20 protein-coding genes are annotated in these 21,655 nt (G+C 72.5%); 4 read left to right on the top strand and 16 right to left on the bottom strand.

Going from position 1 to position 21,655, the window contains the following annotated elements; genetic code table 11:
• The 5 genes from NON00_RS18480 to NON00_RS18500 form a co-directional block, all read right to left on the bottom strand.
• The coding region (locus NON00_RS18480; RefSeq protein ID WP_256024176.1) for a branched-chain amino acid ABC transporter permease at positions 1–939 on the bottom strand (939 nt) is incomplete at its 3' end.
• A 7-nt stretch (positions 940–946) separates the two neighbouring features.
• The gene (locus NON00_RS18485) at positions 947–2,173 is read right to left on the bottom strand and encodes an ABC transporter substrate-binding protein (RefSeq protein ID WP_256024177.1); all 1,227 of its coding nucleotides are present in this window, start codon (positions 2,171–2,173) and stop codon (positions 947–949) included.
• 133 nt (positions 2,174–2,306) lie between these two features.
• Complete coding sequence (locus NON00_RS18490; protein WP_256024178.1) at positions 2,307–3,470, bottom strand: aminotransferase; 1,164 nt, start codon at positions 3,468–3,470, stop codon at positions 2,307–2,309.
• A gap of 39 nt (positions 3,471–3,509) precedes the next feature.
• The gene (locus NON00_RS18495) at positions 3,510–4,163 is read right to left on the bottom strand and encodes a DNA-3-methyladenine glycosylase 2 family protein (protein ID WP_256024179.1); all 654 of its coding nucleotides are present in this window, start codon (positions 4,161–4,163) and stop codon (positions 3,510–3,512) included.
• Positions 4,151–4,633: a hypothetical protein gene (locus tag NON00_RS18500; RefSeq protein ID WP_256024180.1), complete on the bottom strand. Its 483-nt coding sequence runs from the start codon at positions 4,631–4,633 to the stop codon at positions 4,151–4,153. Before NON00_RS18500 ends, NON00_RS18495 begins: the two co-directional genes overlap by 13 nt.
• A 293-nt stretch (positions 4,634–4,926) precedes the next feature.
• Here NON00_RS18500 and NON00_RS18505 point away from each other — a divergent pair, with 293 nt between their 5' ends.
• Positions 4,927–5,697, top strand: coding sequence for a response regulator (locus tag NON00_RS18505; RefSeq protein WP_256024181.1), 771 nt, complete (start codon positions 4,927–4,929; stop codon positions 5,695–5,697).
• Complete coding sequence (locus tag NON00_RS18510) at positions 5,694–7,043, top strand: ATP-binding protein (protein ID WP_256024182.1); 1,350 nt, start codon at positions 5,694–5,696, stop codon at positions 7,041–7,043. The genes NON00_RS18505 and NON00_RS18510 overlap by 4 nt, the downstream gene beginning before the upstream one ends.
• 102 nt (positions 7,044–7,145) lie before the next feature.
• Here the strand turns inward: NON00_RS18510 and NON00_RS18515 are convergent, their stop codons facing one another.
• From NON00_RS18515 to gltX, 4 genes are all read right to left on the bottom strand, one after another.
• Positions 7,146–7,904, bottom strand: coding sequence for a DUF6065 family protein (locus tag NON00_RS18515; protein WP_256024183.1), 759 nt, complete (start codon positions 7,902–7,904; stop codon positions 7,146–7,148).
• A gap of 63 nt (positions 7,905–7,967) precedes the next feature.
• Positions 7,968–8,426 (bottom strand): hypothetical protein, encoded by a 459-nt coding sequence (locus NON00_RS18520; protein WP_256024184.1) that lies wholly within the window; start codon positions 8,424–8,426, stop codon positions 7,968–7,970.
• An 86-nt stretch (positions 8,427–8,512) separates the two neighbouring features.
• Positions 8,513–9,706: a M20 aminoacylase family protein gene (locus NON00_RS18525; protein ID WP_256024185.1), complete on the bottom strand. Its 1,194-nt coding sequence runs from the start codon at positions 9,704–9,706 to the stop codon at positions 8,513–8,515.
• A 275-nt stretch (positions 9,707–9,981) separates the two neighbouring features.
• Positions 9,982–11,385 carry a glutamate--tRNA ligase gene (gene gltX / locus NON00_RS18530; RefSeq protein WP_256024186.1) on the bottom strand — a complete coding sequence of 468 codons (1,404 nt, stop codon included), beginning with the start codon at positions 11,383–11,385 and terminating at the stop codon, positions 9,982–9,984.
• 79 nt (positions 11,386–11,464) lie between these two features.
• On the opposite strand from gltX, the gene NON00_RS18535 reads away from it, so the two are divergent.
• Positions 11,465–13,777: a ComEC/Rec2 family competence protein gene (locus NON00_RS18535; protein ID WP_256024187.1), complete on the top strand. Its 2,313-nt coding sequence runs from the start codon at positions 11,465–11,467 to the stop codon at positions 13,775–13,777.
• Here the strand turns inward: NON00_RS18535 and lexA are convergent.
• The 7 genes from lexA to NON00_RS18570 form a co-directional block, all read right to left on the bottom strand.
• On the bottom strand, positions 13,734–14,525 hold the full coding sequence (gene lexA, locus NON00_RS18540) for a transcriptional repressor LexA (RefSeq protein ID WP_256024188.1): 792 nt from the start codon (positions 14,523–14,525) through the stop codon (positions 13,734–13,736). The two genes, NON00_RS18535 and lexA, sit on opposite strands and share 44 nt — an antisense overlap.
• 121 nt (positions 14,526–14,646) lie before the next feature.
• The gene (gene glp / locus NON00_RS18545; RefSeq protein WP_256024189.1) at positions 14,647–15,864 is read right to left on the bottom strand and encodes a gephyrin-like molybdotransferase Glp; all 1,218 of its coding nucleotides are present in this window, start codon (positions 15,862–15,864) and stop codon (positions 14,647–14,649) included.
• Positions 15,864–16,403, bottom strand: a complete 540-nt coding sequence (moaC, locus tag NON00_RS18550; protein WP_256024190.1) for a cyclic pyranopterin monophosphate synthase MoaC — start codon at positions 16,401–16,403, stop codon at positions 15,864–15,866. Before moaC ends, glp begins: the two co-directional genes overlap by 1 nt.
• Positions 16,400–17,209, bottom strand: coding sequence for an indole-3-glycerol phosphate synthase TrpC (gene trpC, locus NON00_RS18555; RefSeq protein WP_256024191.1), 810 nt, complete (start codon positions 17,207–17,209; stop codon positions 16,400–16,402). The genes moaC and trpC overlap by 4 nt, the downstream gene beginning before the upstream one ends.
• 76 nt (positions 17,210–17,285) lie before the next feature.
• Positions 17,286–18,314, bottom strand: a complete 1,029-nt coding sequence (trpD, locus tag NON00_RS18560) for an anthranilate phosphoribosyltransferase (protein WP_256024192.1) — start codon at positions 18,312–18,314, stop codon at positions 17,286–17,288.
• Entirely contained in the window at positions 18,314–18,457 is a 144-nt protein-coding gene (locus NON00_RS18565) for a hypothetical protein (RefSeq protein ID WP_256024193.1), read from the bottom strand. The genes trpD and NON00_RS18565 overlap by 1 nt, the downstream gene beginning before the upstream one ends.
• A 386-nt stretch (positions 18,458–18,843) precedes the next feature.
• Positions 18,844–20,736 (bottom strand): peptidylprolyl isomerase, encoded by a 1,893-nt coding sequence (locus NON00_RS18570; protein WP_256024194.1) that lies wholly within the window; start codon positions 20,734–20,736, stop codon positions 18,844–18,846.
• A gap of 113 nt (positions 20,737–20,849) precedes the next feature.
• Between NON00_RS18570 and tpiA the strand changes: the two genes are divergently transcribed.
• Positions 20,850–21,599, top strand: coding sequence for a triose-phosphate isomerase (gene tpiA / locus NON00_RS18575; protein WP_305123441.1), 750 nt, complete (start codon positions 20,850–20,852; stop codon positions 21,597–21,599).
• Positions 21,600–21,655: the final 56 nt, after the last annotated feature.

The following is a 21,655-nucleotide window of genomic DNA, read 5'->3' on the forward strand; positions in this document are numbered from 1 at the left end:
GCGCGGCGGCGGGGCGGGCAGGGGGGGCGCGGCCTCGCTGGCGGGCGGCGCGCCGGGCGGGCGGCCGAGCAGCCCGTGCGGCCGCAGCACCAGCACCACCGCCATCACCAGGAAGACCAGAACCAGGGTGATGCGCGGAAAGGCCAGGATGCCGAAGGCGTGCAGCTCGCCGATCAGCAGCGCCGCGAGCGCCGCGCCGGGCAGGCTGCCCAGCCCGCCGGTGACCACCACCACGAAGGCCTCGACGATGATGGCCATGTCCATGTGGGGCGTCACCGCCTCGCGCGGCAGTTGCAGGGCGCCGCCCAGTCCGGCCAGCGCCGCGCCCAGGAAGAAGACCCCGGTGAACAGCCAGCGCTGGTCCACGCCGAGGGCGGCGACCATCTCGCGGTCCTGCGTCGCGGCGCGCAGCAGGATGCCGAAGCGGGTGCGGTGCAGCAGCAGCCAGAGCAGCCCCAGCACCACCGGCCCCACCGCGATGAGGAACAGCTCGTAGCGCGGGAAGCGCAGGCCGAGGATATCCATCGCCCCGCGCAGCGGCACCGGGGCGCGCGGGCCGAACTTGTCCTCCGGCCCCCAGAGCAGCAGCACGAGATCCTGCACCACCAGCACCAGGGCGAAGGTGGCGAGCAGCTGGAACAGCTCCGGCGCGCGGTAGATGCGGCGCAGCACCGCCATTTCCGCCAGCGCGCCGAGCGCCCCGGTGGCCAGGGCTGCGGCCAGGATGGCAGCCCAGAAGCCCCACGCGCCGCCGAGTGCGGCCAGCGGCCCGTGGCTGACGAAGCTCCAGCCCAGATAGGCGCCGAGCATATAGAGGCTGCCATGGGCGAAGTTGACGATGCGGCTGACGCCGAAGATCACCGTCAACCCCGAGGCCACCAGGAAAAGGGAGGAGGCGCTGGCCAGGCCGCTCAGCGCCTGGACAGCCAGGGCTTCCAAGTGGGGGTTACTCCTGCGGGCGCCAGGCGCGCACCTGCGCGTCATCCGGCAGGTAATGGGCGCCATCGGCATAGCGCCAGTCCACCATCCGGCCGCGCTTGCCCTCCAGCTTCGTCCGGCCGACGAAGGCGCCAAGGGTGGACTGGTGGTCCACCGCGCGGAAGGTCACCTCCCCGGTGCCGTAGCCGGTGGGGAAGCGGATGCCGCGGAAGGCCTCGACCATCGCTTCCGTCTCGGTGCTGGCGGCGCGGCGCAGCATGGCGGCGATGGCCTGCACCGTGTCATGCCCGACGATCGAGCCGCAGCGCGGCAGGTCGTTGAAGCGGGCGCGGTAGGCGGCGACCAGGGCGTTGTGGGTAGGGTTGTCCAGCGCGTCGCGCGGATAGCCGGTGACGATCCAGCCCTCCGGGCATTCCTCGCCCAGCGGCTCCAGATATTCCGGCTCGCCGCTCAGCATGGAGGCGACGGCGCGGCCCTCGAACAGGTCGCGCTGGTTGCCCTGGCGGACGAAGTTCAGCAGGTCCGTGCCGAAGGTGACGTTGAAGAGGCCCTCCGGCTTCAGCCGCTCCAGCGCCTGCACCGTGGCGCCGGCATCGATGCGGCCGAGCGCCGGGAACTGCTCGCCCACGAATTCGACATCCGGCCGCTTCGCCTTCAGCAGGTCGCGGAACCACTTCACGGCGGACTGGCCGTATTCGTAGTTGGGGGCGATGGTGGCCCAGCGCTTCGCGGGCAGCTTCGCCGCCTCCTCCACCAGCATGGCGGCCTGCATGTAGGTGCTGGGGCGCAGGCGGAAGGTGTAGCGGTTGCCCTTCGACCAGACGAGCGCATCGGTCAGCGGCTCGCTGGCGGCGTAGAGGCGTTTGCTCTGCCGGGCGAAATCGGCCAGCGCCAGCCCGACATTGGAGAGATAGCCGCCGGCCAGCAGCGCCACGCCCTCGGCATTCACCAGCTCCCCGGCGAGGCGGACGGCATCCTCGGGCTTGCCGGCGTCATCGCGGAAGATGGTTTCCAGCGGGCGGCCGTTGATGCCGCCGGCGGCGTTGATCTGCTCCTGCGCCAGCAGCCAGCCATTGCGGTAGGGGCCGAGGAAGGCCGGCTGCGCGGTGTAGGAATTGATCTCGCCGATGCGGATCGCGCCGGATTGCGCCCGCAGCACCGCGGGGCGCGCCACGACACCCGCCGCCACACCCGCCATCAGGCCACGACGGCCAAAAACCGTATCACCGCGCATCGGAAGATCCTTTCGCCAGCCTGGTCACCAGTCCGGCGGACCATCGGACAGAAAGAAAGCGGAGGAAAGGCTGGGGGAAGGAATTCCCCCAGACCCCCATCTTTTTTCTGCCAGTGGTACATGCGGCCACTCCTTACCCAAGCCGCTCCGGCAGGGCCTTCAGCGCCTCAGCCTCGGCATTCGCGAAGGCGAGGCGAAGATGCCGCTCCTGCCCGGGGCCGAAGAAGGGGCCGGGCAGGGTGAGCAGCCCATGCCGGGCAGCCAGCGCCTCGGCGGTGGCGGTGGCATCGGGCAGCCCCTCCGGCAGGCGGAGATAGGCGAAATAGGTGCCCAGCGCATCGATCCGCCAGCCCGGCGCGCCGGCCATGGCAGCGCGGAAGGCCCCGGCGCGGCCGGCCATCACGGCGCGGTTGCCGGCGCGCCATTCGGCCAGGGCGGGAATGGCCCAGGCCAGCGCCTGCTGCGCCGGGCGGGCGGGGCAGATCTGGAAGCTGTCCAGCACCTTCAGCAAGTCCCGCCGGAAGGCGCCACCGCCCAGGATGGCGCCCACCCGGTGGCCCGGGATGCAGTAGGACTTGGCGAAGGAATAAAGCTGCACCAGCCCCTCCGCCCAGTCCGGGTCCTCCAGCAGGCGGTGCGGCGGCGTCTGCGGCTCGGGCAGGAAGTCGCGATAGGTCTCGTCCAGCACCAGCCAGATGCCGCGGCGGCGGCAGAGGGCGGCGATGCGGTGCAGCGTCTCAGCCGGGTAGATGGCGCCGGTCGGGTTGTTCGGGGTGACCAGCACCACGGCGCGGATATGCGGCGCCAGCGCCGCCTCCAGCCGCTCCGGATCGGGGATGAAGCCATCCTCCGCGCGGGTGGCGAAGGGCACGGCCTCGATGCCGAGCAGTTCCAGCGCCATGCGGTGGTTGAAATACCAGGGCGTGGGCAGCAGAACGGCATCGCCGCTGCCGGCCAGCACGCTCATCGCCATGGTGAAGGCCAGGTTGCACCCGGCGGTGATGGCCAGCTGATCCGCCCCGATGGGGGCGCCATAGACAGAGGAAACCTCGGCGGCGAGCGCCTCGCGCAGCGACGCATCGCCCTCGATGGCGCCATAGGCGGCGCTGGCGCGGCTGCCGGCGGCCTCGGCCAGCTTCTCCAGCAGCAGCGGATGGGGCGGATAGCCCGGCACCGCCTGGGTGAGGTCGAGCATCGGCCCGGCGGCACCGTCATAGCGGGCGGCCCAGGCGCGGGCCGCCGGGATCGGCGGCGCGGCGGTGGCGAGGACACGGGGGGAAAGGCGAAGGCTTGGCATGGGGGCGGAGAGTGTCACGTCCGCCGCGCCACGCCTACCCTAGGGCTCCTCGCCGGCGGGGCGGCCGGTGGCATGGCGCCAGTGGTGCCAGAGCAGCCGCGCCGCCAGGGAGCGCCACGGCGCCCAGCCCCGCGCCAGGGCCTCCAGCGCGCGCGGCGCCGGGCGGGCGGGCAGGCCGCGCAGATGCGCCACCGAGGCCGCCAGCGCCACATCCCCGTGGGGGAAGATATCCGGCCGGTCCTCTGAGAACATCAGGTGAACCTGCGCCGTCCAGGGGCCCAGCCCGCGCTGGGCCGACAGATGGGCAATGGCCTCCGCGTCCGGCATGGCGGAGAGGGCATCGAGCCGCAGCCGCCCCTCCAGGCAGGCCGTGGCCAGCCCGCGCAGATGCGCCACCTTGGGGCGGGACAGCCCGGCGCCGCGCAGGGCCTCGTCCTCCAGGCGCAGCAGCCCCTCCGGCTCCAGCGCGCCCGGCAGGGTGGCATAGCGGCGCCAGATGGCGCCCGCGGCCTGGTTGCTGATCTGCTGGCCCAGCACCGTGCGCGCCAGGCCGCCGAAGCCGCGCGGGCGCCGCCGCCAGGGCAGCGGGCCGGCCAGCGCCTCGATCCCGCCCAGCGCCGGGTCCAGCACGGCCAGGGCCGCCTTTCCCGCCTCCGCCCAGGCGGGAGGGCAGGCTTCGGTCAGGGGTGGCACAGCGGTTCGGCCAGGGGGGTGTCATGCTCCAGCGCGGTGGCCAGCAGGGCCAGTTGGCGCGGGCTGAGATCGGCCCCCGCCACCAGCCACAGCATCTCCCCGCCGCGCGGCACCAGCGCGACCTGCCAGCCCGGGGGCGCGCGGCGCGGCGCCGCCTTGCGCGGGCCACGCCAGAAGCCCAGCCGGCAGCCCGACCCGCCCGCGTGGTAGCCGCCGTAAAGGCCGCCCGCCACCGCCTCGCTCCGCTCCAGCACGAGGCCGAAGCGCGCGGGCTCGGCCAGCGGGCCGGGGCCGGCTTCCTCGCTGGTCAGGCTCAGCAGGAAGCGGCGATGCGCCACCACCACCGGCGGCTCCGTCTCCCGTTCCGCCAGGACGGCCACCAGGAGAACCATGGCCAGCGTCGCCAGCGCCGCCAGCGCCAGCTTCAGCCAATCCACCAGCCGGGGCCGCTGGTCCCGTTGCAACGGCATCCGCAGGGGCAGGGGCTCCAGGCTCAGGGGATGGGTATGCGACACGCAAGCCATGTTACGCCCCACCGCCGCGCCACGGAAGCCGCATGCCACATTTGCCGCGCGCCGCGGCGGGCCCTGCGCCACAGGCGGGCGCTTCTGCGCCCCGCCTGCTGTTTGCTCCCTCCCGCCTGCTTTTTGCCCCCTGCCGCTTGCTTTTTGCAATGAAACGAAGCGCAACGGCGCGCGCTGCGGAAAAAGCCTGTAACATGCCGCTTAGGCATCAACGCCATATTCCGCCTATGGTCGAGCCCATGGAACCCCCTCCGCATATTCTGGTCGTGGATGACGACCGGGAGATCCGCGACCTGCTCTCCAAGTTCCTGGAGCGCCAGTCCTGCCGGGTCACCGCCGCCCGCGACGCCCGAGAGGCCCGCCGCCTCTGGCCCCTGGGCCGCTACCACCTCGTCGTGCTGGATCTCATGCTGCCCGGCGAATCGGGGCTGGATTTCGCCCGCTGGCTGCGGGGCCAGTCGGATGTCCCCATCGTCATGCTGACGGCGATGAGCGAGGAGACAGACCGCATCGTCGGGCTGGAGCTCGGGGCCGATGACTACGTGGCCAAGCCCTTCAACCCGCGCGAGCTGCTGGCCCGCATCCGCGCCGTGCTGCGCCGCGCCAATGGCGAGGGTGCCACCAGCCAGGAGCCGCCGGCCCGCTCCATCCGCTTCGCCGGCTGGACGCTGGAGCCCGCCCGCCGCCGCCTGCTCAACCAGGACGGGGTCGAGGTGCCGCTGACGGGGGGCGAGTATGAACTGCTCATGGTGCTGGTGGAGCGGCCCAACCGCGTCCTCACCCGTGACATGCTGATGGACCTGCTGCGCGGCCGTCAGGCCGGGCCCTTCGACCGCGCCATCGACGTCGCCGTCTCCCGCCTGCGCCGCAAGCTGGAGGATGACGGGCGCAACCCCACCCTGATCAAGACGGTGCGCGGGGGCGGCTATGTGCTGGCCGCCACGGTGGAGAAGCTGAACGACCGTGCCCTGCCCGCTGAAGTGTCCGTGACGGACCAGGCCGCCGGGTGATCCGCCGCCTGCTGCCCCGCAGCCTCGCCGGCCGCACCGCGGTCTTCCTGACCCTGGCGCTGATGGCGGTGCAGGCGGCGGGGCTGACAATCCATGCCCTCGACCGCGTGGACCTCCAGCGCCTCGCCATCTCCCGCGAGATCAGCGCCCGCGCCTTCGGCGTCTGGCGCACCGTGCTGCTGGCCCCGCCCGACCGGCGGGAGGCGATGCTCTATGACATCGACCTGCCGCCCGGCCTCGTGGTCGATCTGGCCGAACTGCCGGCGGTGCGGCCGGGCATGCCGCGCGCGCCCCTCGCCCTGGTGCGGCTGTTCCGGCTGGACCTGATCGGCGGCGGCCTCGCCCGCTTCCGCCCGCGGGAGGCGCTGGTGGCCGGGGGCGCCCATCCCGGCATCCTGGTGGTGGCCATGCAGCTGCCGGATGGGCCATGGCTGAACATGTGGCTCTCCGTCCCGCCGCCGCGCCCCTGGCATTCCGAGACCTTCCTCTTCGCCTTCGCGCTGATGACCGGCGCCGCCCTGGCGCTGATCCTCTGGGCCACGCGGCGGCTGACGCGCCCCGTCTCCGCCCTGGCCCGCGCCGCCGAGCAGCTGGGGCGCGACGTCAACGCCCCACCCCTGCCGGAGAACGGGCCGAGCGAGGTGGCCACCGCCGCCCGCGCCTTCAACACCATGGCCGAGCGCATCCGCCGCTTCGTGGGCGACCGCACGCAGATGCTGGCCGCCATCGGGCACGACCTGCGCACCCCCATCACCCGGCTGCGCCTGCGCGCCGAATTCCTCGATGATGACGAGCAGCGCCGCAAGATGCTGGCCGATCTCGATGAGATGGAGGCCATGGTCAATGCCACCCTGGCCTTCGCCCGCGATGACGCGGCCACCGAACCCTCCGTGCCGCTGGACCTCGCCGCGCTCTGCCGCACCGTGCTGGACGAGGCCGCCGATGCCCGCCCCGAGCTGGAGCCCGAGGCGATCGGCTACCAGGGGCCCGAGCGCCTGCGCATCCGCGCCCGGCCCATCGCGCTGAAGCGGGCGCTGGCCAATCTCGTCGGCAATGCGCTGAACTATGCCGGGACGGCGCGCATCCGCCTGGAGGCGCCCCAGGCCCGGACCGATACGCTGGTGCGCCTCTTCGTCGAGGATGACGGGCCGGGTATCCCGCCGGAATCGCTGGAGGCCGTCTTCCAGCCCTTCCGCCGGCTGGAGACCAGCCGCAACCGGGAGACCGGCGGCACCGGCCTCGGCCTGCCCATCGCCCGCAATATCCTGCGCGCCCATGGCGGTGATGTGGTGTTGCAGAACCGCGCGGAAGGCGGGTTGCGCGCGGCCGTCACCCTGCCGGTGTGAGGGGGGGAAGAAGGAAGCGTTCTTTTTTGGAAAAAAGAACCAAAAAACTTTTTTCTGTGCGGCGTCGCGCCGGGGCAGGCACGGTTTCGCGGAGATCCGGGATTACGGCGACCGGGGCGGTGGCGGGAAAGGCCGCACCCGGATGCGCGTGCGGTGGTCCGGCGCCGCCTCGCCACCCGGCGCCACGCCCTGGTGGTAATGGCGCTGCCAGCCCTGGCGGCGCTCCGCGGAGCCTTCTTCCTTCAGCCCGGCATTGAAGCTGCGGCGGCCGGCGCACCAGGCACGGTGCGCCTCCGCCAGGGGGGGATCCGCGGCGAGGGGGCGGATCTCCGGCCGCATCGCCTCGGCCAGCCCGAGCGGAAGGGGGAAGAAGAAACCGATCGGCTCCCCCGGCCGGAAGCGCACGACATGGTCCGGGCGGGTGAAGCGCCAGTTCATGGTGAAGGTCATCGGCGCCCAATCCGTCTCCACCACGCCGGTGAGCGGGGCGATGCCATCCTTCGGCGCATTGGGCGGGCCACCCACCCAGAGGCCGATGCCCGGCGGCGTGCGCAGAAGGGTGGGAATGGCGAAGGTCAGCACCCCGGCGCCGAAATGGCTGGAAGGGGCCAGCGCCCCAGGCTTCAGCACGCGGATCACCACGTCGCCAGGGCTTGACCCGCCGGTCCACCAGGCCTCGAAGCCGGTCTGGCCCTGGATTTCCCAGCCATGCCCATTGGCGATGGTCAGCGGCAGGCAGCGATAGGCGAAGCCCTCCCGCGTCGCATCCATCCACGCCCGCCGCACGCTGCCAGGCCGCAGCGGGGGCATGGGGTGGTCGAGCTGGTAGGCGATCAGCCGGGGAGGGTCTTCATCCGCCATGCGGGTCTCCTTCGTGGAGACCCGCATAGGGCATCGGGGCTTACCGCCCGCTTGAGGCCTGCCTCAGGGCACGCAGCGCTTCAGCGGCGCCGGGAATTCGGAGCAGTTGGGGAAGACGATCTCATCCGGCCCGCGCCGCTCGATGCGCAGCAGGTTGGGGTCGCCATCGCAGCCGAAGCCGACGCTGGGCGGCACATTGCGCGCCCCCGGCGGCGCCACCGGGGTGAGGCGGATGACGATGCCATTGGGCTGCGCCGTCGCCGTCTCGATCATGCGCTGGCGGTAGGGGACATCGAGCGGGCTGCTGCGCATCACCACATCGCGCGTGATGATGACGCTGGGCTGGCCGGCGCAGCGCGGGCCCTGGTTGTCCACCGGCGGGTAGTAGCCACCGGTCCAGCTGCCGAAGGCCCAGGCATGGGGCGGCTGGGAACCCTGCGCCAGGGCGGGCGACAGAAGGGCGGGCGCCACGCCCAGCCCCAGGGCCAGGCCCGCGCCCAGAATGGCGGCTGCGATCCGCATCGGCCTTTGTCCTTCTCGTGGATGGCGGAAAGGGGTGGCCCGCCACGCCTGGCGGGGCGGCGGGCCAGTGCTGGTCAGAGCGCGGGTCAGGCGGGGAGGTTCAGCTCTTCCTGCACCAGGCTGACCCAGTAGCCCACGCCATGCGGGATGGCATCGTCGTTGAAGTCATAGGTCGGGGTATGCAGCCCCTCGGAGGAGGCACCGCCCGCCCCCTGGCCCATGAAGATGAAGGCACCCGGCCGGGCATCCAGCATATAGGCGAAATCCTCGCCGCCGGTGACAGGCGGGGCATTGTCGGACACCTGCGCCGCCCCGGCCAGGGCGCGGGCGGCACGGGCGGCGATGGCCGTCTGCTCGGCATGGTTCACCAGCGGCGTGCCGTTGCGGCGATACTCCACCTCCGCCGTGCAGCCGAAGGTGGCGGCCAGCCCATCGGCCAGTTCCTTCATGCGGCGCTCCATCAGGTCACGCACCGCCGGGGTGAAGGAGCGCGCCGTGCCGCCCAGGCGGATTTCCGCCGGCATCACATTGGTGGAGCCGAAGGCGCCACCGGCGATGGCGCCCACGCTGATCACCGCCGCGTCGATCGCCGCCACATTGCGGCTGACGATGGTCTGCAGCGCCAGGATGTACTGGGCCTGGAGCACCGTCACGTCGGTGGAGAGATGGGCGGCGGCGCCGCCATGCCCGCCCGTGCCGCGGAAGGTGACGAACCAGCGGTCCGGCGCCGCCATGAAGGGGCCGGGGCGGATGCCGAAGCTGCCGAGCGGCATGTCCGGCATGTTGTGCAGGCCATAGACGGCATCGACCGGGAAGCGCTCGAACAGGCCGTCCGCCAGCATGGCCTTGGCGCCGCCGCGCCCTTCCTCGGCCGGCTGGAAGATGAACTGCACCGTGCCGCCGAAATCCGGGTTCTCGGCCAGATACTTCGCCGCCCCCAGCAGCATGGTGGTGTGGCCGTCATGGCCGCAGGCATGCATCAGCCCCTCATGGCGCGAGGCATAGGGCAGGCCGGTGGCCTCCGGGATCATCAGCGCGTCCATGTCGGCGCGCAGGCCGATGGCGCGCTGCCCCGGCAGGCGGCCCTTCAGCGTGCCCACCACGCCGTAGCGGCCCACGCCCTCGGTCACGCTGATGCCCCAGGCGCGCAGCTTCTCCGCCACCAGGGCGGCGGTGCGCTTTTCCTCCATGCCGATCTCGGGATGGGCGTGGATGTCCTGGCGGATCGCCGCCAGTTCCGGCTGAAGGGCCCGGAGGCGGGCCAGAAGGGACTCGTTCACTCTCAGAATACTCCCGGTTGCCCGGCGCGCGGCGGGCAGGGCACCCGTCCGCGCCTTGCGCACCGCAACATGACCCCGGCTCCGGGCAAAGGGAAGGGGCGGTGCCGCGGGTGGTCTTGAGGGGGCTTTGCCCCCTCACCCCCCTTTCTTTCCCTTGGGCAGGGGACAGGGTCCCCTGCACCCGCCATCAGGGGGGACTCACAGAGGGGTTTCCAAAGGCCTCAGGCCTTTGGTGGGGAGAGTTTGAGAGGGGCGAAGCCCCTCTCAAGAGCGCGTCACGCGTCTTCGGCGGCGGCCAGCATGCGCGCGACGGCCTCGGCCCGGCCCAGCGCGAAGAGCACCGCGTCGATCGGCGGGGACTGGGTGGAGCCGGTCAGCGCCGCGCGCAGCGGCTGGGCGATGGAGCCGAGCTTCACGCCCTTCACCTCGGCATAGTCGCGCAGCCACTTGTCGAGATCGGCGCGCTCCCATGGCGCGTCGGTCAGGAAGATGGCCAGGTCCTTCAGCCGCTCCTTCGCCTCGGGCGTCAGCTGCGCCGCGGCCTTGGGCTCCAGCGCCAGCGGCAGGGTGGCGACGGCGAAGCCGGCCATGTCGGCGGCCTCGTTCAGCGTGCGGGCGCGCGGCATGATGTCGGGCATCAGCAGCCGCACCCGCTCCGCTCCCTCGGTGCCGAAGCCGATGGAACTGCGCTTCGCCATGATCTCCAGCACGCGGCGGGCCAGCACATCCGGGTCCATCTGGCGCAGATACTGCGCGTTCAGGTGGGTGAGCTTGGCGTAGTCCATCCGGCTGGCGGCGCGGCCGACATCCTTGAGGTCGAAGAGTGCGATGGCGCGGTCGCGCGGGACGAATTCCTCGTCGCCATGCCCCCAGCCGAGGCGCAGGAGATAATTGCACACGGCTTCCGGCAGGAAACCCTGGTCGCGGAATTCCAGCGCGCCCACGGCGCCGTGGCGCTTCGACAGCTTGGCGCCATCCGCCCCGTGGATCAGCGGGATATGGGCGAAGTGCGGGCGGGTCCAGCCCATCGCGTCATAGACCATCACCTGGCGGAAGGTGTTGGTCAGGTGGTCGTCGCCGCGGATGACATGGGTGATGGCCATGTCGTGGTCATCCACCACCACGGCATGCAGGTAGGTGGGCGTGCCGTCCGAGCGCAGGATGATCATGTCGTCCAGCTCGGAATTCTGCACGCGGACCTCGCCCTGGACGAGGTCGCGGATCACCGTCTCCCCCTCACGCGGGGCCTTGATGCGGATGACGGGCTTCACCCCCTCCGGCGCCCCGGCAGGGTCGCGGTCGCGCCAGCGGCCGTCATAGCGCGGCGGGCGGCCTTCCTTCATGGCCGTCTCGCGCATCTCCGCCAGTTCCTCGGGCGTGCAGTAGCAGTAATAGGCCTTGCCCTGGGCCAGCAGTTCGCGCGCCACCTCGGCATGGCGGGCTTCGCGCGCGGTCTGCATCACCGGCGGCTCATCCGCCGCCAGGCCGAGCCAGTCCAGGCTCTCCAGGATCTGCTGCACCGCCTCGGGGGTGGAGCGCTGGCGATCGGTATCCTCGATGCGCAGCAGATACTGCCCGCCATGATGGCGGGCGAAGAGGAAGTTGAAGAGGGCGGTGCGCGCCCCCCCGATGTGCAGATACCCGGTCGGGGAGGGGGCGAAACGGGTGCGTACGGTCATTGCTCGGCCAATTCCTTCAGGCCGGTGCTTCTAACACCCTGACATGCCGCCGGGGAATGCGCGTATAAGTTGATAATTCATGAATGCAACTGACGCCACCCTGCCGCGCCCGCCCGCCCTGCGCCTCGCCGCCATGGCTGGCCGGCTCTGGCTGCGCCGCCGCGCCGCCGCCGCCCTCTCCGCCATCCTGGCCGCCGAGGCGGAGCGCATGCCGCTCTGGTGGGCCGTGGCACTGGGCTGCGGGCTGGTGGCCTATTTTTGTCAGGCCGCAGAACCCTCGCCGCTCTGGCTGCTGCTGGCGCCGCTGCTGCTGGCCCCGGCGCTCTGGCTCGGGCTGCGTGGCCATGGGGGGGCGGGATGGCTGCTCGGCCTCGCCGGCATGGCGGCGCTGGGCTTCGGCTGGGGCGCCTGGAGCGCCGCGCGCCAGCCGCCGCCGCTCAGCCTGCCCAGCCGCGCCGTGGTGGTGACGGGGCAGGTGGCGGCGGTGGAGCAATTGCCGGGTGGCCTGCGCGTCACCCTCGCCGGCGCGGTGTGGGAGGAGGGGGCGGCCCCCGCCGCGCGGCAGATCCGCGTCCGGCTGCGCGCCCAGGACCCGCTGCGCCCCATGCCGGGGGAGACGCTGCGGCTGCGCGCCCTGCTGCGCCCGCCGCCCGCCCCGGCCTATCCCGGCGCCTGGGACTTCCAGCGCGAGGCGTTCTTCAGCGGCCTGGGCGGCTCTGGCTTCGCCATCGGCCCCGCCGAGCGTCTTTCCCCCCCTGCGGAACAGGATGCCGTGGCGGACCCCTTCGCCACCCTGCGGGCGCGGCTGGAACGGCATGTGCTGGACAGCATCCCGGGGGCGGCGGGGGCGGTGTCGGCGGCCATGTTCACCGGCGGCCAGGGCGCCATCCCGGCCGAGGCCATGCAGGCCATGCGTGATTCGGGGCTGGCGCATCTGCTCTCCGTCTCCGGGCTGCATATCGCCATCGTCATGGGGCTGGGCTTCACCGTGGTGCGGCTGCTGGTGGCGCTGGTGCCGCCGCTGGCGCTGCGCGTCGATGGCAAGCGGCTGGCGGCCCCGGCCAGCCTGGCGCTGGGCTTCGGCTACCTGCTGCTCACCGGCTGGCAGGTGCCGATGCTGCGCAGCTTCGGCATGGCGGCGCTGGTGACGCTGGGCATCCTGCTCGGCCGGCGGGCGCTCTCGCTGCGCGCCCTGGCCCTGGCCGCCGTGGTGGTGATGCTACTGGCCCCCCAGGCGCTGCTCGGCCCCTCCTTCCAGATGAGCTTCGCCGCGGTGATGGTGCTGATCGCCGGCGGCGAGGCCCTGGCCCCGCTGCTGTCGCGCGGGCGGCGCCTCGCCCCGTGGTGGGCGCGGCCGCTGCTGCTGCTGTTCGGCCTGCTGGCCAGTTCGCTGCTGGCGGGGCTGGCCACGCTGCCCTTCGGCCTGCATCATTTTGGCCGGCTGCAGCTCTATGGCGTGGCGGCCAATCTGGTGGCGGTGCCGCTGACCTCCTTCCTGGTGATGCCGGCGGGGATGCTGGCCATGCTGCTCTGGCCGCTGGGGCTGGAGCAGGCCCCCCTGCATCTCATGGGCTGGGCGGTGGAGGGGGTGCTCTGGGTGGCGCGCGGTGTCGCCTCCTGGCCCGGCGCGGCGATGACCACCCTGCCCATCCCGTCCTGGGGCCTGGGGGTGACGGCCTTCGGCCTGGTCTGGCTCTGCCTCTGGCGCAGCGGGCTGCGCTGGCTGGGCGTACCGCTGCTGGCGCTGGGCCTGGGCAGCGCCGCCTGGGTGCGGCCGCCGGATATCCTGGTCTCGGCCGATGCGCGGCTGATCGGCTTCCGCACGGAGGAGGGGCTGGCGCTGCACCGCAGCGGCAGCGTCTCCGCCTTCCTGCGGGAGAGCTGGCTGCGTGGCTGGGGGGAGGAGGACGCCCCGGCGCCGGAGGCGGCGAAGCTGCCCGGCCTGTCCTGCACCGCGCGGGAATGCCGCTTCCAGCCCTGGCCGGAGGGCCCCGCCGCCCTGCTGCTGCGCCCGGTGAAGCCGCAGCGCGGCGGGCAGGCGGCGCCGCTCTGGGCCTCCGCCGCCTGTGGCCGGGCGGCGCTGCTGCTCGCGGCCGAACCCATCCGCGGCCGCTGCGAGGCCAGCGCGGTGATCGACCGCTTCAGCGTCTGGCGTGATGGCGCCCATGCCGCCTGGCTGCGGCCCGGCGGGGTGGTGGTGGTGTCGGACCGCGCCTGGCGTGGCGCGCGGCCCTGGGTGCCGCCCCGCCCGGCCCCGCGCGCGGCCCCAGGGCAGGCGCCAGAGCAGACCTCTGTGCAGACCTCTGGGCAGGCCCCTGGGCAGGTGCAGGCGGGTGAGGCGGCGGCCCTCAGTAGCGGCGCAGCAGACCCACCAGACGCCCCTGAACCTTGACGCGGTCCGGGCCGAAGATGCGCGTCTCGTAGCGCGGGTTGGCGGCTTCCAGGGCGATGGAATTGCCCTTGCGGCGCAGGCGCTTCAGCGTCACCTCGGCGTCATCCACCAGGGCGACGACGATGGCGCCGTTCTCCGCCATGTCATCGCGGCGGATGATGACGGTGTCGCCATCGAGAATGCCGGCCTCCACCATGGAATCCCCCGCGACCTCCAGCGCGTAGTGGTCGCCATGCCCGATCAGCGCCGCCGGCACCTCAACACTGGCGCCCTGGTCGCGCAGCGCCTCGATCGGCAGCCCGGCGGCGATGCGGCCATAGAGCGGCAGATGCACGGCCGCCGCCTCCAGCGCCGGGCGCGGCACGCCGGGCAGGTTGGGCGCGAAATTGCCGCGGATGACATTCGCGGTGAAGCCGGGCGCGGTGAATCCGGGCGCGGCGAAGCCCGGGGCGGCCGAAGCATGCCGCGCGGCGGGTTCCGGCACACGCTCGGGCACCGCCAGGGGAGGCGGCGCGGCGGACAGCGCCGCAACATTGTCGGGCAGGCGGATCACCTCCAGCGCCCGCGCCCGGTGGGCACGGCGGCGCAGGAAGCCGCGTTCCTCCAGCGCCGTGATCAGCCGGTGGATGCCCGATTTGGAGCGGAGTTTCAGCGCCTCCTTCATTTCCTCGAAGGAGGGCGAGAAGCCCGTGTCCCGCAGGTGACGATCAATGAACATCAGCAACTCATGTTGCTTGCGGGTCAGCATGGGGCGCTCCCTGGCGGCATGGGGCGGCCGCGAACAAAGCGGCAACCATCGCTGATGTTCTACGTAGGTTCTTGGAGGGCGGTCAACAAGTCCTTGCCGTATTTTCCGGCACTTGGCCGCCTCAGAGGCCGATTTCCGTCAAGACCAGAACCTCGACCTCCGACCCGGCGGGCAGGGCGGGGGCATGCGGCAGGCGGCGCAGCAGGGCATCCGCCCCGGCCAGGACGCGCAGCATGGAACTGTCCTGCCGCTGCGCGGCGGTGACGACCACCTGGCCCTCCGGCCCGGCGCTGACGGTGGCGCGCATATAGTCCTCACGCCCGTCATTGGCCGGCAGGTCCGCCCCCGTGACGGCGCGGCGGAAGGGCGGCGGCGCGGCGGGCAGCCCGCTCAGCCGCGCCAGCGCCGGCCAGAGGAACAGCACGGCACAGGCCAGGGCGGAGACCGGATTGCCCGGCAGGCCCAGCAGCGGCGTCTCCCCCAGCCGGCCCCAGATCAGCGGCTTGCCGGGGCGCATGGCGATCTTCCAGAAATCCACCGCCAGACCCTGCGGGGCGAGCGCCTTCTGGATCAGGTCATGCTCGCCCACGCTGGCGCCGCCGGTGGTCACCAGCATGTCGCAGCCCCGCGCGGCGGCGGCGGCGGCGGTGATGCTCTCCTCCCGGTCGGTCGCGATGGGCAGCACCAGCGGCACGCCCCCCGCCGCCAGCACCAGCGCCGCCAGCGCATGCGCGTTGGAGGAGACGATGCCCCCCGCCGGCAGCGGCTCGCCCGGCAGGACGATCTCATCCCCCGTGGCCAGGATGGCGACGCGCGGCGCGCGGTGCACCGTCAGCCAGGGGTGGTTGGCCGCCGCGGCCAGGCCGATATCGCGCGCCGTCAGTCGCCGCCCGGCGGAGAGCAGCGTGTCGCCCGCGCGGAAATCCAGCCCCTGCGGGCGGATCCAGCGGCCGGGCCGCACCGCCTCCCGCACCAGGACCGTGGGGCTGTCCGGGCCTTCGCCAGGGGTGGCGTCCTCCTGCAGCAGGATGGCATCCGCCCCCGCCGGCACCACGCCGCCGGTGAAGATGCGCACCGCCTCCCCCGCGCCCAGCGTCCCGGCGAAGGGATGCCCCGCCGGCGCCGCGCCGATGACGCGCAGCACCGCGCCTTCCGCCCCATCCGCCGCGCGCAGCGCATAGCCATCCATGGCGGAGACGGCGGCGGGCGGCTGCGTCAGCCGCGCCACTACCGGGGCGGCCAGCACGCGGTTCCAGGCCTCCGGCAGGGCGACCGTCTCGCCCCCCGTCGGTTGCAGGGCGGCGAGGATGCGCGCCCGCGCCTCGGCCACAGGCAGCATCAGGCGGCGTCCCCGGGGGAGGCGTCCTCAGGGGTAGCCTCCCAGGTGCCGGATTTGCCGCCTTCCTTGCGGGCGAGGCGGATGCCCTCGATGCGCATGCCCCGGTCGATGGCCTTGCACATGTCATAGACGGTCAGCGCCGCGACGGAGACGGCGGTCAGCGCCTCCATCTCCACCCCGGTGGGGCCGGTGGTCTTCACCCGCGCCTCGATCTCCACCCGCCCCGGCGGCACCGGCACGAGGTCCAGCCGCACGGAGGACAGCGCCAGCGGGTGGCAGAGCGGGATCAGGTCGGCGGTCTTCTTGGCGGCCATGATGCCGGCCAGCCGCGCCACGCCCAGCACATCGCCCTTGCCGATGCCGCCCTGGCGGAGGGCCTCCAGCGTGGCCGGCTCCATCTCCACCGCGCCGCGCGCGATGGCCAGCCGCGCCGTGGCGGGCTTGGCGGAGACATCCACCATCACCGCCCGGCCCTCGGCGTCGAAATGGGTGAAGCCCCCCGGCGCCTCTGACACCGCCTTTGGCGCCGCGCCGCTCATCCGGCCTGCACCATGGCGCGGGCGGCCTCGGTGACGTCCGGCTGGCGCAGCAGGTGCTCGCCCACCAGGATGCAGCGCGCGCCGACATCGGCCATGCGCCGCACATCCGCCGGGTCGCGCAGCCCGCTCTCGGCCACCGGGATGCGGTCCGCCGGGATCAGCGGAACCAGCTCCTCCGCCGTGGCAAGATCGGTCTTCAAGGTACGGAGATTGCGGTTGTTCACCCCGATCAGCCGGGTGTGCAGGCCGAGCGCGCGGTCCAGCTCGCGGCGGTCATGCACCTCGGCCAGCACGGCCATGTCGAGGCTGCGCGCCACCTCCTCCAGCTCCTTCGCCTGGGCGTCGGACAGGGCGGCGAGGATCAGCAGGATGCAGTCCGCCCCCATCGCCCGCGCCTCGAACACCTGGTAGGGGTCGATCATGAAGTCCTTGCGCAGCACGGGCAGGGCGCAGGCGGCGCGGGCGGCGACGAGGTCGGCCGGGTTGCCCTGGAACCAGGGCGCATCCGTCAGCACCGAGAGGCAGGCGGCCCCGGCGGCCTCATAGGCCCGGGCGAGGCCGGCGGGGTCGAAGGGCTCGCGGATCAGCCCGCCCGAGGGCGAGGCCTTCTTGATCTCGGCGATCAGGCCGATGCGGCCCTCGCCCACGGCGGCGCAGAGCGCGCCGGTGAAGTCGCGCGGCTTCGCGGCCTCCTTGGCGCGCTTCTCCATCTCGGAGAGCGGGGTGAGGGCCGCGCGCTCGCGCACTTCGACCTCCTTGTCGGCCAGGATGCGCAGCAGGGTGTCGGGCAGAATGTCAGCGTTCATGGTCTTCTCGGCGCCCGGGGCGCGACGGCGGCTCAGGAGAGGGTAGCAGGACAGGCAGGATCGCCGGGCGGCGGTTTTAGCCCGGTGGAGTTTCCGAGGTGGTGCTGGTGGCGTGCCGCAGCTTTTGCAGCACCGCGCGGGCCGCGCCCTCGTCGATGGCGCGGGCCGCGCGATGGGCCGCGCCCCGCAGATCGTTCGTTTCGCCGGCGACCACAAGGGCCGCCGCCGCGTTCAGCACCACGCAGTCCCGATAGGGGCCATGCGCGCCATGCAGGAGGGCCTCCAGCGCGGCCGCGTTCTCCGCCGGGTCGCCACCCTTCAGGGCGGCGAGCGGCGCCTCCGGCAGCCCGGCATCGGCGGGGGTGATGGTGAATTCGCGGATGGTCCCGCCATGCAGTTCCACCACCTGGCTGGGGCCGGAGAGCGTCAGCTCGTCCAGCCCCTGGCCATGCACCAGCCAGGCGCGTTCGCTGCCGGTGCGGGCGAGCGTCTCGGCCATCGGGCGCAGCCACTGGGGGGCGAAGGCGCCGGTCATCTGCCGCTTCACCCGCGCCGGGCTGGTCAGCGGGCCGAGCAGGTTGAAGATGGTTCGGGTGCCCAGCTCGACGCGCGGCCCGGCGGCATGGCGCAGCGCGGCATGGTGGCGCGGCGCGGCCAGGAAGACCATGCCGGCCTCGCGCAGCACCGCCTCCAGTCGCGGCAACGGCACGTCGATATTGATGCCGAGCGCCGTCAGCGCGTCCGAGGCGCCGGATCTGGAGGAGAGCGCGCGGTTGCCGTGCTTGGCCACCGGGATGCCGCAGCCGGCGACGACGAAGGCCGTGGCGGTGGAGATGTTCAGCGTGCCGGCGCCGTCGCCGCCGGTGCCGACGATGTCGATGGCGCCGGGCGGGGCCTCGATGGCGCTCATCCGCGCGCGCATGGCGCGGACGGCGCCGGTCATCTCGGCCACCGTCTCGCCGCGCACGCGCATGGCCATGAGCAGGCCGGCGATCTGCGCCGGCGTGGCCTCGCCGCTCATGATGACGCCGAAGGCGTGCTCCGCTTCGCTCTCCGCGAGGGTTTCGCCGGCGGCCAGCCGCGCCAGCACGGGTTTCAGGGACATCACGGCGCCATCTCGTTCAGGCCAGGAAGGACAAAGGTGGAGAGCGGCGCGCCCCGCCCCGGCGCCATGCCACGCCACCACCACGCCCGGCCTGTGCGGAAGGCGGGCGGGCAGCGGAGGGGCGATGTGGCGATGTGTATCATGCAGGGCGATCCTTCCCCCGCACTGCGAAGATGGTCAAGCGCGCGGCACAGGTTCACGGATGATGAAATTGGTGGTCAGGTCATCCTACGATAGGGCTGGAAAGATGGCCAGCGCGCGACAGGAGAGTGGGGAGAGTCAGGAAATTTCTTTAGAAACAGCGTTTTGGAGGCTGATTCTTAAAGTGAAATCTCATGAAATTTAAGAGAATCTTCTTTTTCTGAAGAAAAAGAAGCAAAAAGACTTTCTTTCAGCAGGTGCTTGAGCACTGATGAAAGGTGACGACAAGATTGAAGAAAGTTTTTTGGTTCTTTTTTTCAAAAAAGAACCCTTACCTTAACCAAGGGTCAGTCTGCGCCTCCCCCCGAAAGGGAAGGCGCAGTCCAGCTCAGGGCGCCATCAGCTGGCGCAGCATCGAGTCATTGTAGGTCACGCGGGCGCCGGCGCGCAGGGCGTCGAGATACTGCGCCTCCAGGTCGGCCAGCATGGCCTGTTCCACCGTGCCGCGCACGCGGCCAAGCGCCAGCGGGTCGGTCGCCGGGTCGAAGGGCACCACCTGCGTCACCTGGGCCACCACGAAGGCATCCGCTGCCTCGGCCATGGTCGCCTGCTTCTCGGGCGTGGCGAAGATGGCCTGCACCACCTCGCCCGGCAGGCCCGGGGCCTGGGCGTCGCGGCCGAGCGGGCCTGTGCCGCGGGCGGAGAGCCCGGCCTCCTGCGCCGCCTCGGCGAGGCTCTTGCCTCCCTGGACGGCGGCGAGCAGGGCGGCGGCGCGCTGCTCCTGGGCGCGGCGGCGGGCATCGGCCTCCCAGGCGGCACGCACCTGGGCCTGCACCGTCTCATAGGGGCGCAGGGCGGCCGGGATCACCTCCCGCAGGTCGAAGGCGAAGAGGGCGGTCTGCCCCGCCTCGGCCAGGCGCGGCGTCTGCCCCTGCTGGGCGGTGAAGGCGGCGCGCAGGGCGATGTCCAGCGCCGCGCCGGAGAGCGGCAGGTCAGGGCGCGTGCCATCCGGCGCCACGCCGCGGGCGTCCAGCGTGGCCTCGGCGGTGGCCAGCCCGAAGCGCTGCGCCACCTCGGCCAGGGCGCCACCGGCGGCCAGGGCATCCTCCACCTGATTGGCGCGCTCGAAGGCGAGGTCAGCGGCGCGCTCGCGCTTCACCTGGGCTTCCACCTCGGCGCGGGCGCCCTCGAAGCCGCGCGTCTCGCCGGGGAGGATCTGCGTCACACGCAGCACATGCCAGCCGAAGGCGCTCTGCACCGGGGCGCTCACCCCGCCCTCCGGCAGGGAGAAGACGGCGCCGGCCAGTTCTGGCATCGGCAGCCCGGCCTGATCGATCTCGCCGAGGTCGATGGCCTGCCCGCCCGCCGCCTGCGCCTCGGTGCTGATCGCGGCGAAGTCGGCGCCACCGCGCCAGGAGGCGGCCAGGGCCTCGGCCTTGGCGCGGTCCTGCAGCAGCACCTGTTCGACCTTGCGGCGCTCGGGGCGCTCATACTGGTCCTGGTGCGCCTCGTAGGCGGCGCGCAGTTCCTGCTCGGTCGGCTGCACCTCGGCCGCCACCGTCTCGGGCGAGAGCACGGCCAGTTGCAGCCTGCGGTATTCCGGGGCGGAGAAGCGGTCCGGATTGTTCTCCTGGAAGCGGCGCAGCTGCGCCTCCTCCGGCTCGGCCGGTTCCTCGGCGGCGGAGAAGGGCAGGCGGACCACATCGGCCACGCGCTGCTCACGCTCCCAGGCGAGCAGCGGGCGGGTCAGCGCATCGGGGCCGGCGGCGCCGGCGCGCACGGCGCCCGCCATCTGCTGCCGCTCCAGGTCACCGCGCAGCAGGCCGAGGAAGGCCGGCTCGGTCAGCCCGTTGTTGCGCAGGAAGGCATCGAAGGCGAGGCGGCTGAAGCGGCCATCCGCACCCTGGAAGGCCGGAATGCCAAAGACATAGTCCCGCAGCGCCTGCTCCGGCACGGCGAGGCCGAGGCGCTGTGCCTCCTGGCGCTGCACGCGCTCCATCACCAGCCCCTCGACGGCCTGGCGGCTGAGCGCCCCGGCCATCTGCGGCGTGATGTCGAAGCTGGCGCCAAGCTGGCGCTGCACGCGGTTGATCTCACGCCGGGCGGCCATCTGGGCTTCCGGCAATTCGATCGGGTCGTCGCCGACGCGGGCGACGGCGCTGTCCGTGCCGATCTTGCGGACCACATCCTCGATCCCCCAGATGGCGAAGGAGAGGATCAGCAGCAGGAACAGGCCCTTGGCGAACCAGGTGCCGGCGAGCCGGCGCAACGCAGTGAGCATGGTATTCCGCGACAATGAAGGCCGCCGGACCATAGGGAAAAGCCGCCCGGTTGCCAAACGCCCGCACCGCCTGTAGCGCGTTTTGCCGCAAAGACACCGCGAAGGACCCGAGCATGACCCCTGGTGTGCGCCCGCTGATCGCCGGCAACTGGAAGATGAACGGCACCCTGGCCGAGGCCACGGCGCTGGCGCGCGGCGTCGCCGCCGGTTCCGCCCCGGCGGTGGAACTGCTGGTCTGCCCGCCTTTCCCGCATCTGGTGCCGGTGGCCGCCGCCCTGGCCGGCAGCGCGGTGGCGCTGGGCGCGCAGGATTGCCACGCCGCCGCCAAGGGCGCGCATACCGGCGATGTCGCCGCGCCCATGCTGGCCGATCTCGGTGCCCGCTACGTCATCCTGGGCCATTCCGAGCGCCGCGCCGATCATGGCGAGAGCGATGCCGTGGTGCGCGCCAAGGCCGTGGCCGCGCTGGCCGCGGCCCTCGTCCCGGTGGTCTGCGTCGGTGAGAGCGAGGCGCAGCGCCTGTCCGGCGAGGCCGAGACGGTGGTGGCCGGGCAACTCGCCGGCAGCCTGCCCGAGGGCTTCGCCGCGGCGGGCGGCGTGGTGGCCTATGAGCCGGTCTGGGCCATCGGCACCGGCCGCACGCCGACGGAGGCGGATATCGCCGCCATGCATGCGCGCATCCGCGCCGAGCTGGAAGCCACCTTCGGCCCTGCCGGCGCCACGCTGCGCATTCTCTATGGCGGCTCGCTGAAGCCCTCGAATGCCGAGGCCATCCTGGCCCTGCCGCATGTGGATGGCGGGCTGATCGGCGGTGCCAGCCTGAAGGCCGAGGATTTCCTGGCCATCGCCGCCGCCGCCGGCTGACAGAAAAAAGAGGGGGGGTGCGGGGGAATTCCTTCCCCCGCCCTTTTCACCCTCCC

The sequence above is a fragment of the Roseomonas sp. GC11 genome (genome assembly GCF_024437745.1).
In the GTDB taxonomy this organism is placed as follows: domain Bacteria; phylum Pseudomonadota; class Alphaproteobacteria; order Acetobacterales; family Acetobacteraceae; genus Pseudoroseomonas.

Excerpts from the sequence above, each read along its gene's own strand:
- NON00_RS18485 (WP_256024177.1), bottom strand. The coding sequence starts at position 2,173 with ATGCGCGGTGATACGGTTTTTGGCCGTCGTGGCCTGATGGCGGGTGTG.
- NON00_RS18490 (WP_256024178.1), bottom strand. The coding sequence starts at position 3,470 with ATGCCAAGCCTTCGCCTTTCCCCCCGTGTCCTCGCCACCGCCGCGCCG.
- NON00_RS18500 (WP_256024180.1), bottom strand. The coding sequence starts at position 4,633 with ATGCCGTTGCAACGGGACCAGCGGCCCCGGCTGGTGGATTGGCTGAAG.
- NON00_RS18505 (WP_256024181.1), top strand. The coding sequence starts at position 4,927 with ATGGAACCCCCTCCGCATATTCTGGTCGTGGATGACGACCGGGAGATC.
- NON00_RS18515 (WP_256024183.1), bottom strand. The coding sequence starts at position 7,904 with ATGGCGGATGAAGACCCTCCCCGGCTGATCGCCTACCAGCTCGACCAC.
- NON00_RS18520 (WP_256024184.1), bottom strand. The coding sequence starts at position 8,426 with ATGCGGATCGCAGCCGCCATTCTGGGCGCGGGCCTGGCCCTGGGGCTG.
- gltX (WP_256024186.1), bottom strand. The coding sequence starts at position 11,385 with ATGACCGTACGCACCCGTTTCGCCCCCTCCCCGACCGGGTATCTGCAC.
- NON00_RS18535 (WP_256024187.1), top strand. The coding sequence starts at position 11,465 with ATGAATGCAACTGACGCCACCCTGCCGCGCCCGCCCGCCCTGCGCCTC.
- lexA (WP_256024188.1), bottom strand. The coding sequence starts at position 14,525 with ATGCTGACCCGCAAGCAACATGAGTTGCTGATGTTCATTGATCGTCAC.
- glp (WP_256024189.1), bottom strand. The coding sequence starts at position 15,864 with ATGCTGCCTGTGGCCGAGGCGCGGGCGCGCATCCTCGCCGCCCTGCAA.
- moaC (WP_256024190.1), bottom strand. The coding sequence starts at position 16,403 with ATGAGCGGCGCGGCGCCAAAGGCGGTGTCAGAGGCGCCGGGGGGCTTC.
- trpC (WP_256024191.1), bottom strand. The coding sequence starts at position 17,209 with ATGAACGCTGACATTCTGCCCGACACCCTGCTGCGCATCCTGGCCGAC.
- trpD (WP_256024192.1), bottom strand. The coding sequence starts at position 18,314 with ATGTCCCTGAAACCCGTGCTGGCGCGGCTGGCCGCCGGCGAAACCCTC.
- NON00_RS18565 (WP_256024193.1), bottom strand. The coding sequence starts at position 18,457 with ATGATACACATCGCCACATCGCCCCTCCGCTGCCCGCCCGCCTTCCGC.
- NON00_RS18570 (WP_256024194.1), bottom strand. The coding sequence starts at position 20,736 with ATGCTCACTGCGTTGCGCCGGCTCGCCGGCACCTGGTTCGCCAAGGGC.
- tpiA (WP_305123441.1), top strand. The coding sequence starts at position 20,850 with ATGACCCCTGGTGTGCGCCCGCTGATCGCCGGCAACTGGAAGATGAAC.